Annotated in this window: 18 protein-coding genes and 1 tRNA gene; 5 read left to right on the top strand and 14 right to left on the bottom strand. The window is 57.6% G+C overall.

The window, feature by feature from the left end; all coding sequences use genetic code 11:
* Window positions 1-99 precede the first annotated feature (99 nt).
* From AC5S26_RS00785 to purS, 5 genes are all read right to left on the bottom strand, one after another.
* Window positions 100-1,032: a tetratricopeptide repeat protein gene (locus AC5S26_RS00785; RefSeq protein ID WP_494182940.1), complete on the bottom strand. Its 933-nt coding sequence runs from the start codon at window positions 1,030-1,032 to the stop codon at window positions 100-102.
* 227 nt (window positions 1,033-1,259) lie between these two features.
* Entirely contained in the window at window positions 1,260-2,651 is a 1,392-nt protein-coding gene (hemG, locus tag AC5S26_RS00780; RefSeq protein WP_494182939.1) for a protoporphyrinogen oxidase, read from the bottom strand.
* On the bottom strand, window positions 2,648-3,664 hold the full coding sequence (locus tag AC5S26_RS00775; protein WP_494182938.1) for a ferrochelatase: 1,017 nt from the start codon (window positions 3,662-3,664) through the stop codon (window positions 2,648-2,650). The genes hemG and AC5S26_RS00775 overlap by 4 nt, the downstream gene beginning before the upstream one ends.
* Window positions 3,661-4,764, bottom strand: coding sequence for a uroporphyrinogen decarboxylase (gene hemE, locus AC5S26_RS00770; RefSeq protein ID WP_494182937.1), 1,104 nt, complete (start codon window positions 4,762-4,764; stop codon window positions 3,661-3,663). Before hemE ends, AC5S26_RS00775 begins: the two co-directional genes overlap by 4 nt.
* A 185-nt stretch (window positions 4,765-4,949) precedes the next feature.
* Complete coding sequence (gene purS, locus AC5S26_RS00765; protein WP_494182936.1) at window positions 4,950-5,195, bottom strand: phosphoribosylformylglycinamidine synthase subunit PurS; 246 nt, start codon at window positions 5,193-5,195, stop codon at window positions 4,950-4,952.
* 148 nt (window positions 5,196-5,343) lie between these two features.
* Between purS and AC5S26_RS00760 the strand changes: the two genes are divergently transcribed.
* Together AC5S26_RS00760 and AC5S26_RS00755 are read left to right on the top strand one after the other, a co-directional pair.
* The gene (locus tag AC5S26_RS00760) at window positions 5,344-5,901 is read left to right on the top strand and encodes an inorganic diphosphatase (RefSeq protein WP_494182935.1); all 558 of its coding nucleotides are present in this window, start codon (window positions 5,344-5,346) and stop codon (window positions 5,899-5,901) included.
* A 226-nt stretch (window positions 5,902-6,127) separates the two neighbouring features.
* Window positions 6,128-6,220 (top strand) — tRNA-Ser (locus AC5S26_RS00755).
* A gap of 176 nt (window positions 6,221-6,396) precedes the next feature.
* Here AC5S26_RS00755 and AC5S26_RS00750 read toward each other — a convergent pair.
* The 9 genes from AC5S26_RS00750 to AC5S26_RS00710 all read right to left on the bottom strand — a co-directional run bounded on the left by AC5S26_RS00750 (window position 6,397) and on the right by AC5S26_RS00710 (window position 18,472).
* Window positions 6,397-8,556: a VWA domain-containing protein gene (locus AC5S26_RS00750; protein WP_494182934.1), complete on the bottom strand. Its 2,160-nt coding sequence runs from the start codon at window positions 8,554-8,556 to the stop codon at window positions 6,397-6,399.
* Complete coding sequence (locus AC5S26_RS00745; protein ID WP_494182933.1) at window positions 8,556-11,666, bottom strand: TonB-dependent receptor; 3,111 nt, start codon at window positions 11,664-11,666, stop codon at window positions 8,556-8,558. Before AC5S26_RS00745 ends, AC5S26_RS00750 begins: the two co-directional genes overlap by 1 nt.
* A gap of 4 nt (window positions 11,667-11,670) precedes the next feature.
* Window positions 11,671-13,764, bottom strand: a complete 2,094-nt coding sequence (locus AC5S26_RS00740; RefSeq protein ID WP_494182932.1) for a TIGR03435 family protein — start codon at window positions 13,762-13,764, stop codon at window positions 11,671-11,673.
* Window positions 13,761-14,159: a BlaI/MecI/CopY family transcriptional regulator gene (locus AC5S26_RS00735; RefSeq protein ID WP_494182931.1), complete on the bottom strand. Its 399-nt coding sequence runs from the start codon at window positions 14,157-14,159 to the stop codon at window positions 13,761-13,763. The genes AC5S26_RS00740 and AC5S26_RS00735 overlap by 4 nt, the downstream gene beginning before the upstream one ends.
* A gap of 216 nt (window positions 14,160-14,375) precedes the next feature.
* Window positions 14,376-15,152: an ethanolamine ammonia-lyase subunit EutC gene (eutC, locus tag AC5S26_RS00730; protein ID WP_494182930.1), complete on the bottom strand. Its 777-nt coding sequence runs from the start codon at window positions 15,150-15,152 to the stop codon at window positions 14,376-14,378.
* An 8-nt stretch (window positions 15,153-15,160) separates the two neighbouring features.
* Window positions 15,161-16,519 (bottom strand): ethanolamine ammonia-lyase subunit EutB, encoded by a 1,359-nt coding sequence (locus tag AC5S26_RS00725; protein ID WP_494182929.1) that lies wholly within the window; start codon window positions 16,517-16,519, stop codon window positions 15,161-15,163.
* A gap of 217 nt (window positions 16,520-16,736) precedes the next feature.
* The gene (locus AC5S26_RS00720; RefSeq protein WP_494182928.1) at window positions 16,737-17,690 is read right to left on the bottom strand and encodes a TIGR01777 family oxidoreductase; all 954 of its coding nucleotides are present in this window, start codon (window positions 17,688-17,690) and stop codon (window positions 16,737-16,739) included.
* Entirely contained in the window at window positions 17,687-18,202 is a 516-nt protein-coding gene (locus tag AC5S26_RS00715) for an SRPBCC family protein (RefSeq protein WP_494182927.1), read from the bottom strand. Before AC5S26_RS00715 ends, AC5S26_RS00720 begins: the two co-directional genes overlap by 4 nt.
* A gap of 69 nt (window positions 18,203-18,271) precedes the next feature.
* A complete protein-coding gene (locus AC5S26_RS00710; protein ID WP_494182926.1) occupies window positions 18,272-18,472 on the bottom strand; it encodes a hypothetical protein in 201 nt (66 codons plus the stop codon).
* Between AC5S26_RS00710 and AC5S26_RS00705 the strand changes: the two genes are divergently transcribed.
* The 3 genes from AC5S26_RS00705 to AC5S26_RS00695 are packed head-to-tail and all read left to right on the top strand — an operon-like array spanning window position 18,456 to window position 24,206.
* A complete protein-coding gene (locus AC5S26_RS00705) occupies window positions 18,456-19,487 on the top strand; it encodes a recombinase RecA (protein WP_494182925.1) in 1,032 nt (343 codons plus the stop codon). The two genes, AC5S26_RS00710 and AC5S26_RS00705, sit on opposite strands and share 17 nt — an antisense overlap.
* Window positions 19,484-20,995, top strand: a complete 1,512-nt coding sequence (locus AC5S26_RS00700; RefSeq protein ID WP_494182924.1) for a DNA polymerase Y family protein — start codon at window positions 19,484-19,486, stop codon at window positions 20,993-20,995. The genes AC5S26_RS00705 and AC5S26_RS00700 overlap by 4 nt, the downstream gene beginning before the upstream one ends.
* Complete coding sequence (locus tag AC5S26_RS00695; RefSeq protein ID WP_494182923.1) at window positions 20,988-24,206, top strand: DNA polymerase III subunit alpha; 3,219 nt, start codon at window positions 20,988-20,990, stop codon at window positions 24,204-24,206. The genes AC5S26_RS00700 and AC5S26_RS00695 overlap by 8 nt, the downstream gene beginning before the upstream one ends.
* The last annotated feature ends 135 nt before the right edge of the window (window positions 24,207-24,341 follow it).

Genomic DNA, 24,341 nt, shown 5'->3' with positions numbered 1-24,341 from the left:
TCAACCGAAACGGAGTTACCGCAGGGACGGCTATAAAGCAGGAGGTCCGGACCTAAGTCAAATGAATGGAAGACTTTGCGCAAAAAGTACGGGGAGGGGTCAGCCCGCCCGAACCAGCCGTCCCCGTCGGCTGACAATGGAGAGCTTCTCGGACTTCAGGATCTTTCGAGCCTGATCGCGGGCATGGCTCGCCCAGGGGCCCACTGGATCCAGCCGGACATAAGTGAGCCAATGACGCAGGGCGCGGCGCTTCTGGCCCTGCCGCTCATAGGCAAGCGCCAGGTTGTAGTGCGCATCGGCATATTGCGGAACCAATGCGACCGCCTTCTGGTAAGCGACCGTAGCTTCGTCCAGAAGCTGCATCTCATCCAGCACGTTGCCTAGGTCGAAGAACGCCAGCGCATACTCCGGGTCGGCAATGGTAGCGCGGCGATAGAGGCCCTCGGCCTGCTCGAACTGGCGCATGTTGTACAAGATCGTTCCCAGGTTGATCAGTGCCGGGGCGTGGGTGGGCTGGACTGCAAGGATCGCCTCGTAGATCTCGGTGGCCTGGTGAATCGTGGCTGTGCTTTCTTCCAGCTGGACTGCGCGCAGGAACATCTCCTGCAACTCGGCGGCCCTCAAGGCCGGATTGCGCGATCGCAGCTCGCTGCCGGTCACAACCCCGAGCCTTGATCCCACAAAGGCATCGAAGTCGAAGGCAAGCTGATGGGTCAGCGGATCCACCAGCGTCCCATCCACGCGAAAGGCCAGCCGCGATCCGCGACGAACCGCTGTGCTTTCGAGCAGGGGATTCCGCATCCCCGCTACGTGCTGCATCGCATCGACCGAGGCGCGGATGCTGCGAGCCGAGATGCGCGTCTTGGGCTTCGCGGCATGCGCCTGCAGATCGCGCAATGCGCGAAACTGACTGAGATCTTCGAAGGAATATTGCTCTCTGGGGGAGATCAATCCCGCCCGCTCCCACGACATCATCTGCCGTGTGTTCAGGTGCAGGATCCGAAGGACATCTTGACGACTATATCGGGTCACGATCAGTGGTCTCTGGTGGGCAACCGTCTTGCTAAGCCAAGGCTTCTAGTTGGAGTATGCTTTGAAACCCTGCGCCCAGCAAGCGTTTTGAGCTCCATCATGTTAAATTTCCGTGGATAACGTGTACCAAATCGGATTCGCGGCGATCCGCTGTCAGACAGCACGGGCCATGTTGAGGTGGCGGAGAGCGGAATCGCTGGATACGAAAAAATATCCGGAGAGAGGATTTATTGCGTCGCTGCCGCCCGCGCTGCCGCGCGCGCATCGCGGACCAGGTCCGGCAGGCCTACCCCGCGATAGCCGTTGCCAAGGAGCCAGAGCTCTTTGAGCGCGCGAACCCGTTCTTCAAGCTCGGCCATACGCTCCAGGTGTCCGACTCCATATTGGGGAAGGGAGAGCGGCCAACGGCGTACGACCACGACGCGCGGCTCCGGTAAAGGCCCCAGAACTCTTGCTAGCTCCATCCTGGCCACAGTTGCAATCTCGTCGTTGCCGCAACGCAGAACACGCTCCGCCGAGCGCGCGCCGAAGAAGGCGCGCAGCAGGCGGCCCCCGGGAGGAACACGCTCTTTGAACTTCTGGTCCATGAAGGTGCAGGCGAGAAGGAGGCTGTTGGAATCCGGCGGAACCAGAAAGCCGAATCCCGGCGGTACGGGAGCCTCGACGGCGTCGTCGAAGCCGAATCCCACGACCACGGCAGAGCTGGCGTCCATCCGCATGAGTTCGGCGGCCTGCGGATCGAGAGGAGTTAAAAGAGCGCGTGCAATGTGAAGCGGGGTCGCGATCATGACCGCATCGAACCTCTCCCGGCCTGCGGTAGTGGTCACCAGCCAGTCCGCGTCCTCGCGTTTCACGGCGGTGGTCTCCACGCCCAGGTGAATCCACTCCTGGGGAATCGCGGCCACCATCCGGTCGATCATCGTTCCCAGACCGCTCCGCAGGGTCGTGAAGATGGGGGTCTTTCTCGCCGCGGACGTTTCACGCGCCTTGAGTCCGGCGATCAGGCTGCCATGCTCGCGCTCCATCGCGACAAAGGGAGCCATGACGGCCCGAACGCTCAGCTGCGTGACGTCGCCGCCGAAGACTCCACTGAGCAGGGGCGCCCCGATCTTTTCGAGGACTTCCTTGCCAAAGTGGCGACCTACAAACTCGGCGACACTCTCATCATGCGCAGGCGCGGCATGCTTCAGCTCCTCGGCTCGCGCCGGCTCCTGGTGGAACGCCTGCTTGGCCTCGGCGCTGAAGAGATCCGAGGCATTCAGAGCGTCGAGGTCTGCGGGAACCATCATGCGCATCCCGCTGGGCATCGCTTTGAGAACGCCGTCGATCAGGACGTAGGTCCGGCGCTCGTCGTCGTTGGAATAGATCAAATCGTCGCCTAAGCCCAGCTCCACCGCGAGCTCTCGCGCCCACGGCTTCTCGCTGATCCAGCCGTCCGGGCCGCCCTCGATGACGAAGCCGCCCTCGCGCACCGTCTCGACGATGCCGCCGAGCCGAGGGGATGCCTCATAGAGACTCACATGGGGAGACTCATCCTTTGAGAGCTTCGCCAGCTCATAGGCTGCGGTCAGGCCGGCTATTCCGCCGCCGAGGATCGCGATGCGGCGAGGCTGGCTCATCCACCGACCTTCGCCGCAATTATGCTGTTCGTCTCAACCTGATCTTCCATATTTACGATCTGGACCAGAGCTTCGGTCAGAGTAGGAGAATCGTTGAGGCTTTCGGCTCTCCACAGCTTCAGGCCCAGGCTGGTGGCTGTCTCTTTAAAGGCGATGTCGATGTCGTAGAGAACTTCGACGTGATCGCAGACAAAGCCGATGGGCTGCATCACGACCCCGGTGTGCCCCTCTTCTTTAAGTGCTCTGAGGGTGTCTTCGACTGTGGGGCCGATCCATGGCCCTCCGCTGACTCCCTGGCTCTGAAAGGCGAAATACCAGTCATGTTCGGTCAGTCCTGCTTTCGCAAGCCGCCCGGCAACAAGCGCTGCGGTCCGCTTCGCCTCCACCGGATAGGGATCGGGAGAATCCTGCATGGGCGTGCCGGGCCTTGCCCCTGCGATGGAGGCTTCGCCGGTCATGATCGTGCGGCAGGGAACGCTGTGCGCTGTAAACAGAACGGGTATCTGCCTGCCGAGTTCTACACAGGCCTGCGACCAGACGGGCTCAAGCTTCTCGGCGAAGGCCTGCACGAGCAGAGGATTCTCCGCCCATCCCGCGACGAACTCCACCTCGATTCCTGTGGCAGCGGCCATCAGGGCGCGGCGATAGAGGCCGACGCTCGTCCGCGAATTCTGGGGAGCAAGGCAGATGGCACGGATCTTGGTCACGCCGTCGGACCGCATCTGTTCCACGACATCGGCGATGTAAGGCGACCAGTTCCGCATCGCGATATACACGCGAGTCCCGTCGAGGGCATGCTCCAAAGCGTGGCCCTGCGCGAGGGTCCATTTCGTCAGGGGCGGCGGCTCATCGCCAGGAGTCTCCTTGAGGCCGATCTGCGCGTAACGATGCTTCAGCTCCTCTACGACCTCATCGGGTAAAGCGCGTCCGCCAGTTACCTTGCTGAGGTACTCGGCCATCTCTCCCAATACGTTGGGAGTTCCGTGGGCGAGCAGCAGTACGGCATGGCTCATCGTGCCCCGAACTCCTTCACCCACGCCACGGTCTGGATCACGTTGTCTACCGGAGTTCCCGGCACGATGCCGTGCCCAAGATTGAAGATATGGCCGGGCCGTCCGGCTGCAGCGTCGAGAACCTCGCGTACACGGGAGCGCAATACGTCCTGTGGAGCGAAGAGCGCAATGGGATCGAGGTTGCCCTGCACGGCGCATCCTTCGCCCAACGCCTGCCATCCCTCCGCAAGCGGAATTCGCCAGTCGAGGCCGATGACATCGGCTCCGGTCTCGCGCATCGTGGGCAGCAGCGAAGCGGTGTCGACTCCGAAGTAGATGACCGGTACGCCTAAAGCCTGAACACGCCGCACAAGTTCGGTGGTGGGGGCACGGCAGTACTCGCGATAGTCGGTCACTCCCAGCGCGCCGGCCCAGCTGTCGAAGATCTGGATGACATCGGCTCCGGCCTCGACCTGCTGCGCGGCGTAGGCGACGAGCACCTCGACCAGCTTTTCCATCAGTAGCGGCCACGCAACGCGATCGCCATACATCATGCGCTTCGTCTCGATGTAATTGCGCGACGATCCGCCTTCGATCATGTAGCTGGCCAGCGTGAACGGAGCTCCGCAGAACCCGATGATGCCCAGCTGGTCGCCGTCAGGGCGAGGGGAGGAGAAGTGTCGTGCGACCCGCTCGATGGCCTCGGCGACATAGCCCAGTTCTTCCACTCGATCGGTACGGAGTGCACGAACCTGCTCGAGCGTTCGCACGGGAGTGTGGACGACCGGGCCTTCGCCTGCGAGGAACTCGAAATCAACGCCCATCGGCGTGAAGGGAAGCAGGAGATCGGCAAAGATAATGGCCGCGTCCACGCCTAATCTTTCAGCGGCTGTAATGGTGACCTCGGCGGCGATCTCTGGAGTTCTGCAGATCTCCAGCAGCGAGTGGTGCTTACGGACGGCCATGTACTCCGGCATATACCGGCCAGCCTGTCGCAACAGCCATACCGGCGTGCGATCAACCGGCTGTCGTAGGCATGCTCTTACAAATCGGCTGGTTCCTTGCGCTTGAGGCGTTTCCACGGTGGCCGCGCTCTTTTCCTTCAATGATGCATCACTCAACGCCTGGTCTCCTTAGATTGAGCGTAGCACTGGCCGGGAAGAGGCTTCCAGCGAGCGATGTGATTGTGCGCGATCTATGCGCTCTTCATCGAGAGCAAGATGCGACCTGGCTTCGGAGACGAGCTCTCAAAAATGGAGATTCAGAGCGGCTAAACTGTTACGCGGGGAGCAGAAGACTTTTGTCTTCAGTCCTCTAGCCGGAAGCTGCACTCTTCGATCACCGGGTTGATAAGAACTTCGCGGGCGATCCGGTCGACCTCGGCTTCGGCTTCGGCGCGTTCCAATCCGTCATCGAGCGTCAGCACAAAATACTTTCCCTGCCGAACATCGGCCACTCCGCGATACTGCATCCGGCGCAGCGCATCCGAGACTGTCTGCCCCTGGGCATCCAGCACGGTTCGTTTCAACGTGACATAGACATGAGCCTTCATCTTGTTTGATTATAGACATGGTGCGGTTTTTGGTACCGCATTCCGCAGCGGGAACGGCACCACATCAATCTACTGGCCATTTCGGCCCCGGCTGACTCTACCCATTTCGCACCATTTTCGCAAAGTAACGAGAAGAGAAATCAATCCTATGCCGAACTACCTTGAGCTTCCTGTGGGCCCCGATTCGCCTGAGGTAATTAATGCTGTTATTGAGATTCCGCTAGAGGGAATCAACAAGTACGAGTACGACAAGGAGCTTCATGTCTTTCGTCTCGACCGCAATCTCTACTCCCCTGTGCATTATCCCGGCGACTACGGATTTATCCCTTCGACGCTCGGGGACGATGGCGATCCGCTCGACGTACTGGTTCTGGTCGACGCGCCGAGCTTTCCTGGCTGCGTGATGGAGGTTCGTCCGATTGGCCTGCTCGAGATGCGCGATCAAGGTCTGGGAGACGAGAAGGTCCTGGCGGTAGGCAAGGGAAACCCGCGCTACAAGGACGTCTGGAACTTTTCAGAGATCTACCCGCACATGCTGAAGGAGATTACCCACTTCTTCTCCATCTATAAAGATCTTGAGGGCAAGCGGGTCGAGGTCAAAGGCTGGCGTGATGCTTCCTTTGCCCGGGCGAAGGTTCTCGAAGCGCAGCAGCGCTTCCTCGACGATAAGGCCGGGGTAGAGACTAAAGCCGGAACTGCCAAGTAAATTCAGATTTTTTTAGTTTGATCCGGTCTTCTTGAGAGACAAAACAGCGGCCCTTCGAGAGGAGGGCCGTTGCTCTTGGGGTTGATGCTCGTTATTGAGATCTAAGAATCCCGTGAAATCCTGGTTTTCGATCGGGAGAACCAATTCACCGGGTGGTGATGAGATTAGCCCACAGACTTCGCAGGTCCACGGTATAATCACCAGAAGCCCGAGCAAATCAAGGTTCGGAGAGTTGGCCGAGTGGCTGAAGGCGGCGGTTTGCTAAACCGTTATAGGGTCAAAAGCTCTATCGGGGGTTCGAATCCCCCACTCTCCGCCAGATAATCTTGACCGGTTCCTTATCCGGCTTTGACATCGTGTGTCGCAATACCGCACATCATGTCGAGAGCATCGTAAGCCCGGTTGTAGTCGACCGGCGGAAATGAAGCCGCCCCCGTCGGCTGCCTTCCGGAGCTCCCACTCCACGTGGCTGTTTGCCAGAGAACCTATGTCGGCTTACCGAAGGGCGACCGGTCCCTGCCAAAAGGCCGCACGATTCCCGGACGGGTCGAGTACCGTCACTTGGCATTGATACTCTCCGGGACTCAGTTTTGCGATCCCAACCTTAAGATCAATCGGCACCATCCCTAAACGGCTTTCTGTCAAAACTGATGCCTGGATCGGTTCGCTATCCATGACTTTGATACCGTCGCGATACAAACTGGCAAAAGCAATGACCTGCGGATCAGCTGTCAACTTTGCCTTCGACGCAGAGGAACCATCGCTTGCAGGGGCACTACCCAAATATGCCTGAAGGAAAACTTCTATATTGCGATCGATCCGGAATGTCCGGGTAACGCTGGGAATCAGCTTCCCATCACTATTCACCAACGGATTTGCAGCATCATTCTTTGCCTGCTCCTTGCCCTTCATCGTGTTGAAGAGCGCCTGTCGCGTGTCCACGCGCTGATTGCTCAGCACCACCGAGCTGATCGGCAGCTGCTTCGTCGCCTTGCTGAGGTTGGGAATCACGAAGACCCCTTGATACGTCCCCATACGTCCCGTCTCGTCATCGCGTGCCAGGAACTTGATCGTGTAGTGGCCCGGCAGCAGCGTGAAACCCGTGCTGTACTCGATCGGCCGCTTCGCCAGCTCTGTCGCCGAGGCATCGCTCAGCTTCACATCGACGTTGTCGCGAAGGTTGGAGACGGTCAGCCCCATCTCATCCTTGATCTCGCACACAAAGTCGATCACCGTATGCTCATTGCCAAACTTCTTGGCCAGCGCCAGCTCGCGTCCCGGTATCTTCACCGTCACCGGCACAAAATATTCCGCGCGATTCAGCTGGAAGTAGTTCACTTCCATTGCTACCGTCAGGTCCGTGATCGGATCGCCCAACATCAACGCGTCTTCCAGCTGCCGCTCTTTCTCTGCACCGTTGAACTTGCCGAACTGCTTGTTCGCGTAGTAACCCTGCCGATAGTCCAGACTCGCATTCAGGTTTTCCGGGAGCGTGATCTTGATCTTCCGGAAACGCCCGTTTTGCGCCGTATTCGTCGTGTAGTAGCCGATCAGGTAGTAGTCCGAAATAGCACGCTGGGCCCGTACAATTCCGCCCGCAAGATCGTTGTTGTCGAAGAACGCCTTGCCGCCCGTATCCGCCGCAAGCGAGTATAGCGTGTCCTGCGACTGCTGCAGGCGATCGTTGGTCGCCTGCGCCGCGTTGCCGTTGTACATTCCTGAATTGCCCGACGATCCCTGCGTCGCATCGCCTAGCGGAGCCTGCGCCACCAGCCCCCGCGCATCGATCGGCCAGAACGATAGCCCCGCCTTCACCGCCGCGTCCACAGTAGCATGCAGCTGCGCCTGGTTGTCGTTCCCGTTCAGCCGCAACCCGCTCGAGAAATACAACAGGCTCTTCTTCTCGTTGATCTGGTCCAGCATGTGCGCTGTCGTCTGCAACGCCGAGAGCTGCCGGTCGGTATTGAAGATGTTGAATTCGCTCGTGTCCTGTCCAAAGGCTGCGCCAGCGTCCGCGCTGCTGCTATCGTCCACACCCTCGGCCGAGCCCTGCCCCTCGCCCACCACCATCGTCTCAAGGATGCTGAGAATCTTGGTGCGGTCCGGCGTAAAGTCCAGCAATGCATCCACCGCCCCGCCCTGGTAGCGCAGTACCGACACAAGATCCACCTCGGTCATCTGCGTGCGCACAAACTTCTCTGCCGCCTGCAGCGCATGCAGCTGGTCATCCGGAGGCATCGCCGTCATGTCGAAGTAGAACGCCATCAGCCGGCGGTCCCTGTAGCTCCTCGCTTTGTCCTCCGGACCATACGTCGTGCGGCCCAGCTTTTTGTATATGTGGATGCTCTCTTCATCCTCTGGTGTCACCGGCAGTGGCGTCGCGTCCACCGGCAACGATTCGCGTTCGAAGACGCGGATCGTCTGTGCCGTTCCATCCTCCGTCACGGCGAAGTCCTTCGCCGTCAGACCCGAGACAAACTTCCCCTGCTTATCTTTGACGACCACGCTCTCTGTTACCAGCTGCGACTTCACGCTGAGGGTATACGTCGTGTCCTTGCCCTGTGTCTCGTTCGATCCAATCTGCTGCGCGCCAACAAACGACGCACTCACCGCAGCCAACACAACCGCACATGTCGTTGAAAGCCGCATCGTCATCAGAATCGCAGCCTCCCGCTGATCTGCAGGCTGCGCATCCCCTGCGTGTTGGTCGGCAGGCCGAAGGTTGTGCTATTGGTAATGGAGTTCCACCCCGTGTACACCACATGATTCAGAACGTTCGTCGCATCCACCCGCACATCGAGCGTGAACGGATCGCGCATCCGGAAGTTTCTCGCGACAGAAGAGTCCAGCGTGATCAATTCCGGTCCGTCAAGCGAGTAGCGCCCCGCGGTGCCCCACTGTCCTGCAGTCGATGCAGCAAACGCGGCTGAGTTCAGGTGATAGCCCGGGCTTCCCGCATAGATATCGGCCCCTGTAAGATTCGGGCGAATCGTCCCTGTCACGCCTGTTCCCGGCACCGTCGCAAAATAGATCGGTGTCTGCGGCAATCCCGTCCCCGCTGTCAGCACCGAAGAGACTGTCCACTGCTTCAACAGGGCACCGCCCCTGCCGTTGAAGAAGTTGCCGCCATGCAGCCCCATCCCCGTCGTGTACTGAAAGGTGAACTTCACCAGGTGCCGCTGATCGAAGCTCGAACGGCTGCGCTCGGCCCGCAGATCGAGCCAGTTCTGCGCAACCATATCTGCGGCTGGAGTACTCGCCGAGGCAGTCAATATCCCTGAAGAGCCTGACGATCCCGACGGGCCTGACGATCCCGAAGAAGACGTGGACGCCGTCGTATATCCCGCCCCACCCAGGGACGAATCGTTATCGATCGACTTCGCATACTCGTAGTTGAGCGTCGCCGTAAGGCCACCGCGCAGCCTGCGCCGCAACTGAAGATCGAACGCATGGCGAATCGAGTTTCCATTCGACGTACGATACGTAAATCCTCGCGGGCACGTCGCACAGTATGTCGTCGCGCCCGGAGCATACGTATTCGGCAGAAACTCCTGCGGTCCGCGCGTACCTTTCGTGCCCAGATACGACGCCGTCATCACAATCGATCCCGGTAGGTCCCGCTGTGCCGAGAGTCGCCACACCTGCGCATACCCAACGCGAAAGTTCGGGTCCATGGCAAAGGTGTTTGAGGTCGTCCCCGTGCAGTTGTGAAAACCATCGCCTAGCGTCAGCGCGCAGCCCGGCCCGTTCGACACGGTCAAACTCGTCGAGAGCGGCGACTGTTGTGACATCGTCTGCACGCTCGAAAGATAGACCGACGTATCCACGTAGACACCATAGCCCGCCCGCACCACCAACGGTGTCGTCGGCAATGGTCGCCACGCCAGCCCCACCCTCGGCTCGAAGTTGCGCCTATCCGGCCGCACCAGCGACGACGGATACTGCGTGCCCGTCAGCGATCCCGTCGGGTCGCTTCCCAGCACCGGTGCCACCGCCGCAAAGCCGCTCGCGATGTCCAGGTTCACCAGCCTGGCCTTCAGCTCCGTCATTGGAGAGCCATAGTCATAGCGCAGTCCAGTGCTGAGCGTCAGCTCCGGCCTAATCCTCCAGTCATCGTTGACGAACAGGTCATAGACTCTTTGCCGGAAGTATTTATCTGCGTTGCCGTAAGCGATCTGGCTTGTATCCGGCACGCCGATTAGAAAATCCGCGAGGTCCGACCCCGTACTGCCGCTACCCTGTGTTGCCGCCCCAGTAAAGGTAAAGATGCCGCGAGCGTTCTGCTGCCCAAACTGGTTGAACTGCTGCCAGCGCAGATCGCCACCAAAGCTCACCGTGTGCCGTCGATGCACCCACGTCGCCTCCACTGAGAGCGCATCCGTGCGATTGCGATTGAACGCGCTCTTCGCCTCTGACAGACCTGCAATACCGCTTGAGAATGAGAGATTGGGCGCGCCCCAATTCTCCGGACTCTGCTCATTGCCCGTGATGCCGGCATCGCCTGAGATATTCTCGCGATTGGAAAAGAACGGTCGCACTTGCGTCCGCAGCCGCGTAAAGCGATATCCCGTATCCAGCAGAAGCTGATGCGGGAAGTGATGCGACCAATGCACATTGCTGTCGATACCCAGCGTGTTCGTCACATCGACAAAGTGAAAGAGGTTCTCGTTGCTCGAGCGCATGCTGCGAAAGGCAAACCCACCATACACCTGGTCGCGACGGCCAAGGCTCTTATCCATCCGCGACTGCAGCGCATCGGCATGCATGTTCGTCAGCACCTGCGTCTGGTAGTTGTACCGTGTATTTCCTGCAAGATTCGGCAGTGGATACAACTCCAGCAGCGCCTGCGCCTGCGCGCTCAGCGGCACCGGTCCGGTGATAGGCAAGCCTGTCGCTGGATCGACCACGCTCACCGGCGTTCCCTGAGCCGTCAGCGTATTCGAAAGATCACCGCTCCGCTGCGCCTCGGTCGGTACCAGGCCGGATTGCGTACTGGCCGTGGTGGTTCTCATCCACTGATAACCCACAAAGAACGTCGGTCCATCGCGCAGCAAATGCGGAATCTTCAGAGGTCCACCCAGCGTCACCACACCATTGATCGTGTTGTACGACGCCTTCGGTACCTCCAGACCCGTCACAGAATAAGGCCGCGCATCGAACGGCGAAGCGCTTACCTGCGCGCCGATGCTACCCGTATACAGCCCCTTCGCTCCCGGTCTGCGCGAACCGAATGCCTGCGAAATGGAGTACTTCGACGTCGCCGCATTATTCTCGCTGCCGTTGATCAGCAGGCCGTCCGCGCTCTTGTCCACATCACTGCCTGCCGCAGCGGGAGCAGGTGCGTCGACCACCTCCGCCTTCTTCTCCTTTGGTCTCGCCACCAGCGGAGGAGGAATCGGCGGCGGCATCAACATCGTCGCCAACGCCAACACATCGGCCGCCGAAAGCATCTTCAGCTCGAAGCTGCTCGCTGGCGCGCTCTTGTCCAGCTTGATGGTCTGTTCCTGCATCGCAAAGCCCCGCATCGCGATGCGGATTGTCCACTCGCCATCCGCGAGGCTAAGAAACTGAAAGATCCCCTGCCCATCCGTCACCGTCTGCAGCTGCTGTGTCCCATGCGTCGCGGTTACGACCGCACCGGGGACGGGCGCTCCATTGAAGAGGACCCGTCCATGATGCTCCGCCGCGAACGCAGACGCATGCAGCGCCAGCAACAAGAGCGCCGGGCGCAGCCATGCTCTCACTCCACCGCGCTTTCCGGGCATCGACTCAGTTCTCGCTTGGCTTTTCCACGTGGTCCAGAACCATCACGTCCACCATCGTCTTCGCCGCATCCAGCTTCAGGCCAACCTGCTCCTGGATTGCGGTAAAGATCGGCGGAGGCGCGTCGGGCGACTCATCCGGGACGATCTTCATATTGAAGACTTGGAACTGCGTCTCGTCCGGCGTCCACTTCAACGAAAAATCCCAATGCCCCTCGATGCCTGTGCGGTTCACCACCGGGCGATCGAAGACCGCGCCCTGGAAGCCCTGCACCACGTCGTCCATCGTCCCGTTGCGTACCGTCAGGTGACCCAATTTGGTGAAGAAAAAGGCAGGCGGCGAATGCGGATCCCCTGTGCTCTTGGTCATTTTGGGGCCGTCCTTCGCTACGCCTAGGACGTAGGCCGCCATCTCCTTCTGGTCCTTGTGATACTTCAAACCGAAGCGCGTCTCCAGCAGCTTGCGCATCATCAACTTATCCTGCTTCTGGCTAGGCGCGCCCGGCACATCCGGCTGCCCGGTCGTGATGTCGAAGCGGTCCGTCTCCGCCCAGGCTGGCGCGCCGACAACCTGCTTGGGATTCACTCCATAGACAAACGACATGATGTCGAGGAGCGTAGTGCCCCGCGTGCCGAAGCGGCGCGGTGGCCCGCCGAAGCCCTTGCCCTTGAAATCCGGAGCCGTCGGCTTGATCGTCGCCACCTCGAAGCTCGGATCGGCATCAGCTGCCATCGGAGGAAGCTTCGGAGGCGGTTCCGGGATCGCCCACGCCGTATCTGCCGTCGCCCTCACCAGAATCAGCGGAAGGGGCCGGTCGCCCTGCTTCCACTCACCCGTGATCGTCGTTCCATCCGGGGACATCTTGCCGGTGTACACGCCGTCGATCGCCTCGACGTTCAGCTTCAGCTCGCCGTTCTGAAACGTCGTCTCCTTCACCGGCATCGTTTGACCGCCCTGGTCGATGCTGTAGAAGCTCGTAGTCAACTTTCCATCCGGGGCTTTCGTGATCTTCAGCACCAACCGCAGATCCTTCTGCGGCACATGCAGCGTCCCCTGCCATGTATCGTCAGCGTTCGTCTTCGCGGGAGCCTGCGCATAGCTGCGCGACGCATGCAGCACGCCGAATGCAACCGGCATACCGATCGAAAGAACACCGGCCGCGCTCAGCACCAGCTTGCGCGCTATCGAGAGCCTCTCAGCCGTACTGCCCGAGAGAATATGCGTGATCCGATTCTTCAGATCCGCGCCGGTAACACCAGAGACACATGCCACAGGAACCTCCAGGTAAAATTTGCAGACATTCAGAATGCCCTCGGCGTACTCCATTGCTGAGTGCGATTGCTCTAGAACTGCCTCGTCGCACGCAGCCTCACGCTCGACAATCAACTGTCGACCGATCCACCAGACCGCGGGATGGAACCAGAAGATCGCCGAGATGGCCATATGTAACGCCGCCGTCAGATTGTCCTGTCGACGCACGTGGCAAACCTCATGCGCAACGATCGCATTCATCTGCATAGAAGTTAGTTTGTAGGTCACTCCGCTAGGGAGCATCAGCACAGGCCGGAAGATGCCGAAGACGCCAGGCTCAGTGTCGCTCGCAACGATCACCGCCCGTAAGCCCGCCATACTACCCATCGACGTGCCTCCCCGCACCAACGTCCGAAGATGTAACCAGCGTCGAAGCCAAAGGCCCGAGATCGTCACTACGCCCGTTCCCCACAGTAGAGCCAAGGCCAATGGCACAGCACTTTTTTTCGATCTCGTCGCCGTCAACACGTGAGCAGTATTTTTCGCCGGTGCCTCAGAGTGTAGCTTCGCAACCGTCTGCTCCGCAGGACCTTCGATCACGAAGGAAAGAAGGGGTTCTATGTTGGGCGTTTGGGTGATGCTCTTGGAGAAACCCCCTCCCGCTGCGATAAGCAAACTGAACGGGAGTAGAAATTTCACAGATGCAAGAACCCATAGTCGAAAGCGGATCCGCGCCGCATTTCGTCGTAGCATCAGACTCAAAATCCATAAGGCGGCACATACCAGAGTCGATTGCCAAAGATGCGGTATCAACGCTGCTAATACCGCATTTCCGAGTGAAAAGTTCATTGAGACTTCCTCCGCTTAACGGACGACTTCAATAGATCTTCCGCTTCACGCACATCTTCAAGAGTGAGTTCGCCTTTCTCAATGAGATGTGACACTACCAACCTCCCACTGCCCCCAAAAAATCCTAATAGGTCATCTAACAAACGTTTTTGCGCTTTATCCCGTGTAATTACGGCGGCGAAGACATGAAAGTTCTCGACCTTCCCCACACGGCGGACGAAGCCCTTTTCTTCCAGCCGATAAACGATTGTTTGGATCGTCGTGTAGGCATGAGAACGCTTTGTAGAATCCTTCTTCGCAAGAGCTTCCTGAATCTGCCGAATCGAAGCTTCTTTGCTGGCCCATAACATTTCCATTACCTGGAATTCGAGTTTTGATAGTTTCGCTGGAGGCATATTCTGCTCTTTATCTACTACAAACGTAGTTTTTTAGGCAAGAAAAAATTTACAGCACCTGGTAATTTGGCCGGCTCATCGCCCGACGAATCTCATACCTTCCTCATTCCAGGGGGTACACAGTCAGCTTTATCGTCGGAAACCGACTATATCGGTATCCGACTATTGAGTCAATTGAGAACTCTACCCGACAGAGCATTCGTGACTATTTTGGCGCTAGAGGATTCCTGTCTGGAGGTTCAGTTCGGAAGAACCTTCTTTCAGCGAAGTACCGGTTTGCCGCATTCGACGCGCAACCTGGAGATACCAAAAGAGGCGATCCGCAGCAGCCTCCTGTGAGAGACCACCGCTCCGGATATTGGAAAGGCAATTGCGATCCGCATCTGTACGGTCCGGGTGCGGAGACCATGTCAGATATGCGCCCATGCTGTCGGGAGAAGACAGTCCCGGCCGCTCGCCGATCAGGATCAGGCTACAACTTGCTGCGAGACGAGAACCGATCGAATCGGCGATGCCGACTCTTCCCTGTTGAACAAGCGTGACGGGAGCGATGGTCCAGGCATCCTCGAGCAGTTTCGGGAGCAGATGGGCGAGCACCGGAATGGCATTGCGCTCAATGGCCAAAGCAGAGAGCCCGTCGGCGATGACAATGGCCAGATCGCAGGAGGCTGGGTGAAGAAGCGCGACGGATTCAGGGTGGAGCGTACGGCCAAGATTGGGGTGACGAAGATACGTGGTGCGATCGGATGCGTTACTTTGCAGCTGGAGAACTGCAGTTGAGGCTTGACCAAGAATGGGTAGCTCGGTGACAAGACGCTGTGTAAACGACGGCAGATGAAGCAAGGCATGGACAGCGTCCCGTGCCTGCGCATGGGCAAGCTCGAAGTTGAGCACCTCCTCCGTGGCAATACTGTTGCCTGTCGTGGGCAGTGAGACGCGGGCGGGAGTCAGGTCGCGCAAACCCAGGCATGAGGTTTTGATGAGGTGAGACATTGCGTTCGTCATTGTCCGACGAGTAGGTGCGGTTGAAGTGGCTGGGAGAGTTTGTGGGGCATATCGCCGGCAAGCCACTCTTCAAACTCGGGCGATGGGCGAAGACCGAGCGTTGCGCGAAGGTAAAGCGCATCGTGGAAGGAGGTGCTTTGATATTGAAGCATGATGTCGTCAGAACCGGGAACGCCCATGATGTAGTTGACGCCAGCCGCCCCAAGAAGGGTCAACAGGGAATCCATATCGTCCTGGTCGGCTTCTGCATGGTTGGTGTAACAGACATCGCAGCCCATCGGCAGGCCAAGGAGCTTGCCACAGAAATGGTCCTCGAGCCCCGCTCGAAGGATCTGCTTGCCGTCGTAAAGATACTCCGGACCGATAAAGCCGACGACCGTGTTGACGAGCATCGGGGCGAAGTGACGTGCAACGGCATAGGCGCGAGCCTCGCAGGTCTGCTGATCGACTCCGTGATGAGCATTCGCGGAAAGCGCGCTGCCCTGACCGGTTTCGAAGTACATGACATTTTGACCAACTTCACCGCGACGAAGTTCGGACGCAGCTTGGTTCGCCTCAGTAAGGAGAGCCAGGTTAATGCCAAATGAGGTGTTGGCTCGCTCCGTTCCGGCGATGGACTGAAACACAAGATCTACTGGCGCACCTTGTTCAAGTGCCGCAAGCTGAGTGGTGAGGTGAGCAAGCACACAACTTTGAGTCGGAATAAGATAGCGTTGTCGAATGGAGTCGATCAGTCGAAGGAGCTTCACTGTGCTGACGACATTATCGGCGGCAGGATTGACTCCTATCACGGCGTCGCCCGACCCCAGAAGTACACCATCCACGATCGCGGCAGCGATACCAACAAGATCGTCAGTCGGGTGATTAGGCTGCAGTCGTGTTGAAAGGCGACCTGGCATGCCTACCGTTGTACGAAAGCGTGTGACGACAGAAATCTTGCGAGACACGGCAATAAGATCCTGCACACGCATGAGCTTACAGACGGCTGCTGCCATCTCGGGTATCAGCCCCGCAGAGAGAGATCTCAGGAATTCCGGGGTGACCTCGTTGGAGAGTAACAAGTTGCGGAATTCACCTACGGTCAGACTCGCCACGGGCGCCAGGGCGGATGCATCATGCGTGTCGAAGATAAGACGAGTTACCTCGTCGATCTCATAGGGAATGACAGGGTCTTTCAAAAAAGTCGCTAACGGCAAATTCGCAAGCGTCATCCGAGCAGCAATGCGTTCTACGGACGTGCGTGCAGCAATGCCGGCGAGCTCGTCTCCTGAACGAGGAGCGGTGGCCTTCGCGAGCAAGTCTTTAAGATTGTCGAAGTTATAGGTGACACCATCGATGCTATGGCGGAGGAGCATGGAGATTCTCTCGGAAGACTTGCTGAAAGGAGTCTATCAACGATGTTCCCTCACTAGTCAGCGATCTCCCCTTCAAATAGAGCCATGTGTCCCCGACTTTACCTCGGCGCGAAAACTTTGAGACGCGGTTTACGTCGGCTTCCGTCGAAGTAAACCCCCGCTCGAAGTACTCTTGAAACCTGGATCTCAATCTCTACATATATTCCCGAAGAAGTCCTCACAGGTTGGCGCTCCGCCATTGGCCGACCAAATCCTGTGCGGCCTGAGGCCATGTTGGATACTTGAATTGAAAGCCGGCACCGAGCAGGCGGCCGGGAACGACCCGGCGGCTCTTGAGTACGAGCTCCGATTCGGTACGCAGCAGGAAAGTACCAAGCTCCAGGATCCATCTTGTGGTCGGCAGGCCGAAGCGCGTACCCCATGCTTTTCGAAGAACGCCAAGGAACTCGTGATTCGGCAGAGGGTTGGGGGATGCCAGGTTTACGGCACCAGTGATCTCTTCCCTGTTGATGATGAACTCAACTGAGCGAATAAAGTCGACCTCGTGAATCCACGAGACAAATTGAGTGCCAGGCAGTGTCGTTCCGCCGAGACCATGGCGAACAAGATTCAGAAACACATCGAAGACGCCTCCTCGATCAGCGCTGAAGGTCATGGCGCTCCGGAGGGCAACCTTTCTAATTCCAGGGGTCGGAGTGGAGAAGAAAGCCTCTTCCCAGGCCTTCGCAACCTGAATCGAAAAGTTCCAGGTGTCGGGGGCTCCTGCCTCGTCACCGCCAAACTCCCCGGTCTCTTCATCCATTGGCCGGTCAAGAGCGTGGCGGTAGATGGTTGCTGTACTAGCATTGAGCCAAACTGGAGGTGGGTGTTCGATCTCGGCAATCCCTTGATGGAGGACCTGCGTAGACAGCACACGTGAGTCAAGAATTTCCCGGCGATTCTTTTGGGTGTAGCGGCAATTTACGCTTCTACCTGCAAGATTGATCAAAACGTCGCTGCAATCGAGTTCGTCGAGCCACGGACCCAATGTGGAGCCATCCCAATGAACCACACGCCAGGGTGCCTTTTGCAAGCTACGGCTGAGAACAACCACACCGTGCCCGTTCCGGTGAAAGTGCCGAGCGAGGATGGTTCCAACCTGCCCGGTTCCTCCAGCAAGGATGACCTTCATAGCGCAGTGTCCTCGCTCCGCTGTGAAGTGTCGGGTAGGTATTGCTCCCACTCTGAAGACTCCGCGACGCGCTTGATCACAACATTGCGTTCACGCAGCAAAGCCAGCATATAGCGTCGCAGGAAAAGAGCCTCGGCAATCGGACCGAGCAGCGGAAGAGGAGCGGCAATCGAGAAAACGTCTTTCATCTCAGTCCCGCCGGATTCCAGACTCTTAAACAGGTGATCCGCCTGCATAAAACGGAAAATTCCGTGAACCATCGTGACCTGGAAATAGCAGGGCGGCTCCATCGCGGTGATCTCACTGGTCAGGTTCTGCCAGACGCCGAAGTGTTTGGCACGCCAGGTAACCTCTTCAGACAGGCCGACGAGGCCAGCCGTAACGCCTCCGACCGCTAGCCCTTGTTTTCCAGAATGAACGTTCTCGAGCAGATGCACTTCGACACTACGGGATAGGTCGAAGCAACGTTCGATTGGAGCTTCAATGATTGTGGTCTCTTCGAGTCGAATCATCGGTTGTTTTCACTCCCAGGCAGAAGGTCTACCTGTCGCAAAAGCAGAAGAATCTTGGTTGTATTGGCTTCAAACCGCCAGCTTCGTAAGTTCTAGCAACTTCAGAGTAAGTTCAAGTCCGCCATCTGCCATGTAGATCCCCAAAATAATCCTTTTATTTTCAATCAGAACGCCATCTTGCTGCACCAAATCTGCAGCAGCAGCCGTTGACAGGTTGAATGGGTAAGGCGAACATAAGGCGAATATAGTTCTTATGTCTACCGCAGCCACAATCCGTCTTCAAGTTGAATCGACACTCGCGCGAAAGTTCCCATCCGCGCTAACACCTCCGGCAAAGATGATCCGTCCCGTGGAAGCGACCGGAATTCCAGTGCTGGACGAGCTTGTCCGTGGCGGCCTTCCTATCGGAGCTCTCAGCGAGTTGGTGGGGCCGGAGTCTTCTGGTCGAACCTCGATTGCGCTCTCTTTTGTTGCTCGCCTCACACAAGCGAATAAAGTCTGTGCCTGGATTGATGTCTGCGACAACCTCGATCCTGCATCCGCCGCAGCCTGTGGAGTAGACCTGGCAAGACTTCTTTGGGTGCGTTGCGGTGTGACGGAACAGAACCATCACGGTACACACAACTTTCGATTGCCAGAGAAGTATCTCGTTTCCCCCGCCATAAAGAAAGGACTGCATGGTGGAGGCTTCGGTACACATCCGAGGAATGAAGTTCGAGGATTGTCGAACGCCATCGATGGTCTCATGCAGTCAGAAATCATCGCTCCCCGATGTGCGGAGCCGCAACGACGGGTCAGGCAAGATCAAAAAGAGAGCCTCACGCCGGCTTATCAAGCCGCGACGAAGCCTGCGTTTCATACGACACGGAAGAAGTCGTGGTCGCGCATAGAGCAGGCGCTTAAAAGCACGGACCTGCTTCTGCAAGGCGGCGGCTTCAGTGCCATCGTGCTCGATATGGGAGGGCTCGCACCAGAGTTCGTTTCGCGTGTGCCTTCCGCTCACTGGTTTCGCTATCGCGCCTCAGCAGAACGCTCACAATCGAGCATCCTCCTGCTTACGCAATACCCGTCCGCAAAGAGCAGCGTAGAACTCTTGCTCCGTCTACACCAGGCAGAAGCGCTTTCTGAGGAGGCGACCGTCTTTACCGGCATCAAGCCACATGCCGAGGTCGACCGCCATCGCTTCGCACAAGCTGAAAGTAAGGTGGTCACGCTTCGTAAGCCGGTGCAGAACGCAACTACAGCGTCATGGTTCAGCCATACCGCATGGGCAGGTCGACGATGAAGGCTGATGAACTCTACGCTTGCCTCTATGCCAGAGAGTTTCCAGCACAATCCCTTCTGCGTCTGCGTTCGGACCTGCATGAGAAGCCCTGTGTTGTGATGGAGGGTGATGCTCCGCTGGAGCGAGTCTGTTCTCTCAACACGAAGGCGCGCCTGCTCGGCCTGAACTACGGAATGAGTCGCGTTGAAATAGAGACGTTTTCCGAATCAGTCATCCTGTCCCGTTCCGTTCAGACGGAAAGGATCGCGAAGAGCATACTGTTCGAATGCGCCGGAGCCTTTTCGCCACGCATCGAGGATCGTAGTGAAGACACAGCTTTTCTTTGTTGTATCGACATTGCGGGAACCACAGGACTTTTCGGTCCTCCTGAGTTATTGGCACGAAGCCTGCTTCAACGTGTAAGAGCATTAGGCATCTCTGCTCGCATTACAGTCAGCACTAATTTTTATGTCGCTGTTTGTCTTGCGAAAGGAATGTCGCGGGGAACGCCTATACGTGTGATTGCGCCCGGACACGAGGCGGCTGTACTATCCCCCCTTCCGTTGACCGTTCTCGATCTTACGGATGAGCAGGCGCAGACCTTTACTCTTTGGGGCATTCATACGCTGGGAAAGCTCTCTGCATTACCAGAAAAGCAGCTCGTCTCCCGCATGGGGCAAACAAGCAAACAGCTCCTGCAACTGGCGCGTGGAGAGCATCCACACTTATTTCAACCCGTCGAGCCTCCGTTCACTTTAGAGGAAAGGATCGAACTGGACCATCCGGTCGAACTGCTGGAGTCGCTGCTATTCGGTGTTGCCGTCATGCTCGATCAGTTGATCCTGCGTGCGAGGGCCCGAATCGTCGCCCTGGCTACGGTGACCATCACACTTTCGCTTGATGGGGGCGGAACACACACGCGCACTGTTCGGCCAGCGCTGCCAAGCAATGAGAAACAACTGTGGCTTAAGCTGCTCCATCTCGATCTTGAAGCTCATCCACCACAGGCAGCTATTCTTGCCGTCGAACTGTATGCCGAGCCAGGCAACACGAGCAAGGTGCAGCTTGGACTCTTCTCCCCTCAACTCCCCGAGGCTACGCGGCTCGATGTGACTCTCGCGCGCATTCGCGCCGTCGTGGGAGAGGGATGTGTTGGCCACGCCGTACTTCAGGACACCCACGCCCCCGAAAACTTCCGGATGGAACCATTCATTGTCCCAACCAAGGATTCAACGATGAGGACGTCGACGGAAACCCGAGTGGTCATGCGACAGTTGCGTCCACCGGAACGTGCTTCCGTTACCCTCCAAAACTTGCGACCGACGCTCTTCTATTTCCGAGAGCGCCGATACGCCGTCGAGCGTGCCTATGGTCCCTGGCAATTAAGCGGGGATTGGTGGAACCGAACACTGTGGGGTATGGAGCAATGGGATCTTGTCGCACGTGCTCAGGATGGATCGCTTCTCTGCTGTTGCATGGTGCGCGATGTCATGCAAAATCAATGGCAGATGGCAGGGCTCTATGACTGACTCCTACATCGAGCTGCATGCCGCAAGCGCCTTCAGTTTTCTTGAAGGCGGATCGCTGCCAGAAAAGCTGGTAGAGCGTGCTCACGAACTAGAGATGCCCTCAATGGCACTGCTTGATCGCAACGGCGTCTATGGCTCTGCTCGCTTTCATACAAGTGCAGAGCGGAAGGGCGTCCGTGCTCATGTTGGGGCGGAGGTTTCAGTCTCGAGCCTTGGATCAAGGCTGACACCTCCCGATTGGCTCCCGCACCAGCACGCCCCAGAACCGGCTAGGTTGCCGCTACTTTGCGAATCCCGCGAAGGCTATCAGAATCTTTGCCAGCTCATCACGCAATTCAAAATGCGAGAAATAACGAAGAGAGAAGGTTCCGCAAATTGGGCAGATATCCAACAATTTGCCCCAGGCCTGGTGTGTCTCACTGGAGGGGACGAAGGGCCGCTGGCTGCTGCTTTGATGCATGGCGGTGAAGATGCAGGCAGAGAGGTCGTCGAGAAGCTTGTCCGCGTCTTCGGTGCGAAGAACGTGTATGTGGAGTTGCAACGCCATCAGGAGCGCGAACAGGAGTGGCGTAATCAGGCGGCTATTCGCATCGCAAGATCGCTCAAACTGCCCATCGTCGCAACGAATGGTGTTCGTTATGCCACGACCTGCGACCGAGAAATTCTCGACCTCTTCACGGCGATTCGTCATCACGTCGAACTCAATCGTGCCGGTCGTCTTCTCTCAATGAATAACCAACGTCATCTGCGTCTAGCACGTGAGATGGTCGCATTGTTCCGTGACGTGCGCGGTGCAGTAGAGAACACGGTAGAACTGTCCTCCAGACTTGGGTTTGAATTGGGAAATCTCGGGTACGAGTTTCCGCACTATCCGGTGCCGGATGGCGAAACAATGGACAGCTTTCTACGCAAACGAGTGGAGGAGGGAGTAGCGACGCGGTATGGGCATAAACGCGATGTAGGTCTGCTTGCACGCGCAAAAAAACAAGTAGAGCACGAATTAGCTCTGATTGCACGGCTGGGATTCGCAGGCTATTTCCTCATCGTGTGGGACATCGTTCAGTTTTGCAAGCGCAATGACATCCTGATCCAGGGACGCGGCAGCGCTGCAAACTCCGCTGTCTGTTATGCGTTAGAGATTACAGCTATCGATCCGGTGGGAATGGAACTCTTATTTGAGCGCTTCCTGAGTGAGAGCCGAGGCGAGTGGCCGGATATTGACCTCGACCTGCCCTCGGAAGACAAACGAGAACAGGCGATCCAGTACGTCTATCGGCGGTACGGAGAGTTGGGTGCGGCAATGACTGCCAACGTCATCACTTACCGCGGAAAGTCGGCGGCGCGGGAGGTAGGAAAGGCGATGGGCTTTCCGCCTCATTCCCTCAATGCGATTTCAGGACTGGTCGGACACTTCGAGTGGAAAGGGCCAACCGATACGATGGCTCACTCCTTCAATAACGCTGGGTACGACATCAAGCATCCGCGCATCGCAAAATGGCTTGAGCTCTGTATGCGGATTCAGGACTACCCGCGCCATCTGGGGCAACACTCGGGCGGTATAGTGATCTGCCAAGGGCAACTAAATAAGGTTGTGCCGTTAGAGCGGGCCTCGATGCCTGGACGGACTGTCGTGCAATGGGACAAGGAAGATTGTGCTGATCTCGGCATCATCAAGGTCGATCTTCTCGGCCTTGGCATGATGGCTGTTCTCAAGGATTGCATTGAACTGATCCCTACGCATTATGGAGAGGAAATTGATCTCGCGCATCTACCGGAAGATGGTGAGGTGTATCGCACTCTTCAGCGCGCCGATACTATCGGCATGTTTCAAGTCGAAAGCGGCGCACAGATGTCCTCACTGCCACGGAACCACCCAGAGAAGTTTTATGACCTGGTTGTTCAGGTCGCGATTATTCGCCCTGGCCCCATCGTCGGCAAGATGATGCACCCATATATGCGGCGGCGACAGAAGAAGGAAGAAGTGACATATCCGCATCCATCGTTGGTACCGGTGTTGCAACGGACTCTCGGAGTGCCTCTCTTTCAGGAACAACTGCTCCGCATGGCGATGGTAGTCGCGAATTTTACCGGGGCCGAGGCTGAGGAACTTCGCCGTGCTGTGGGCATGCGACGCTCCTGGGAGCGCATGAGAAATCTGGAGATCAAGCTCCGCGCAGGCATGACTGAGAACGGCATCGACGAATCGACCCAGGACACGATCGTCCAGAACATCAGTTCTTTCGCCCTTTATGGATTTCCTGAGTCCCATGCTGCGAGCTTCGCGCTGATTGCTTATGCCTCTGCCTATTTCAAGGTGAAATATCTGGCCGCCTTTACCTGCGCCATCCTTAACAACCAGCCAATGGGTTTTTATATGCCAGATGTTCTGGTCAAAGATGCACAGAGTCATGGCCTGCACGTAAAACCAATCGACGTTCAGATTTCCCAGTGGCCTTGCACCATCGAGCATGAACATGACGGCAGCCTGTCTCTCAGAATCGGCCTCGGATATGTGAAGGGTATTCGAAATCAATCCTCGGAGGCGATCGCCGAGAGTGTTCGGATCTCAGGCCCATTCCGATCGATCGAAGATCTGGTACTGCGGATTCCTTCGCTCAACAAGAAGGAGCTGACCTTACTGGCTGGTATTGGTGCATTGAATAATCTCGGTGGAGTCGAGCATCGCCGCGATGCGCTCTGGCAGGTCGAACGGGCTGGCAAACTCGAAGGTCCATTACTGCGCGAAAAAACCGAAACATTGCAGGAGGAGTTCGCAGAGACCCCGCTTCAGCTGATGAGCACACACGAGCGGCTCGTTACGGACTATGCCGGCACGGGCATAAACATTGGTAAGCACATCATGGCTCATCGAAGAGATGCTCTGCGGAAGCAGCGAGTTCTCACGGCTGCGGAATTGGAGAATCGACGGGACGGAGACTTTGTCAGGGTCGCTGGACTGGTGATTCGAAGACAGAGGCCCGGTACTGCCAAGGGTTTCATCTTCTTGTCGATGACAGATGAGACAGGAATGTCGAATGTGATCGTAACTCCCGACCTGTATGAGCGGTGTCGCACAGTTGTCGTGCGGAGCAAGTTCATTCTTGCCGAAGGGCCAGTGCAGAATCAAGATGGCCAGATCCACATCAAAGCGAAGCGTCTCCAGGCACTGGACGATCAAGGATTGGAGGTCCGCTCACATGACTTCCACTAACAGAGATAAGACAATTGGAGGTCATCGGAGAGATGTTGACCAACAAAAGCTTGGTCCCGCGCTGCTCATCGCATCCAGCCTTATCCTTGCTATTCGGACTGCGCGGTGGGATGCGACGGCCAGCGATGCTGTCTC

Source organism: Edaphobacter sp. FHG110511_03, from assembly GCF_059115365.1.
Note: the sequence above shows the minus strand (reverse complement) of the source record. Positions and strands in the feature narration are given on the sequence as shown.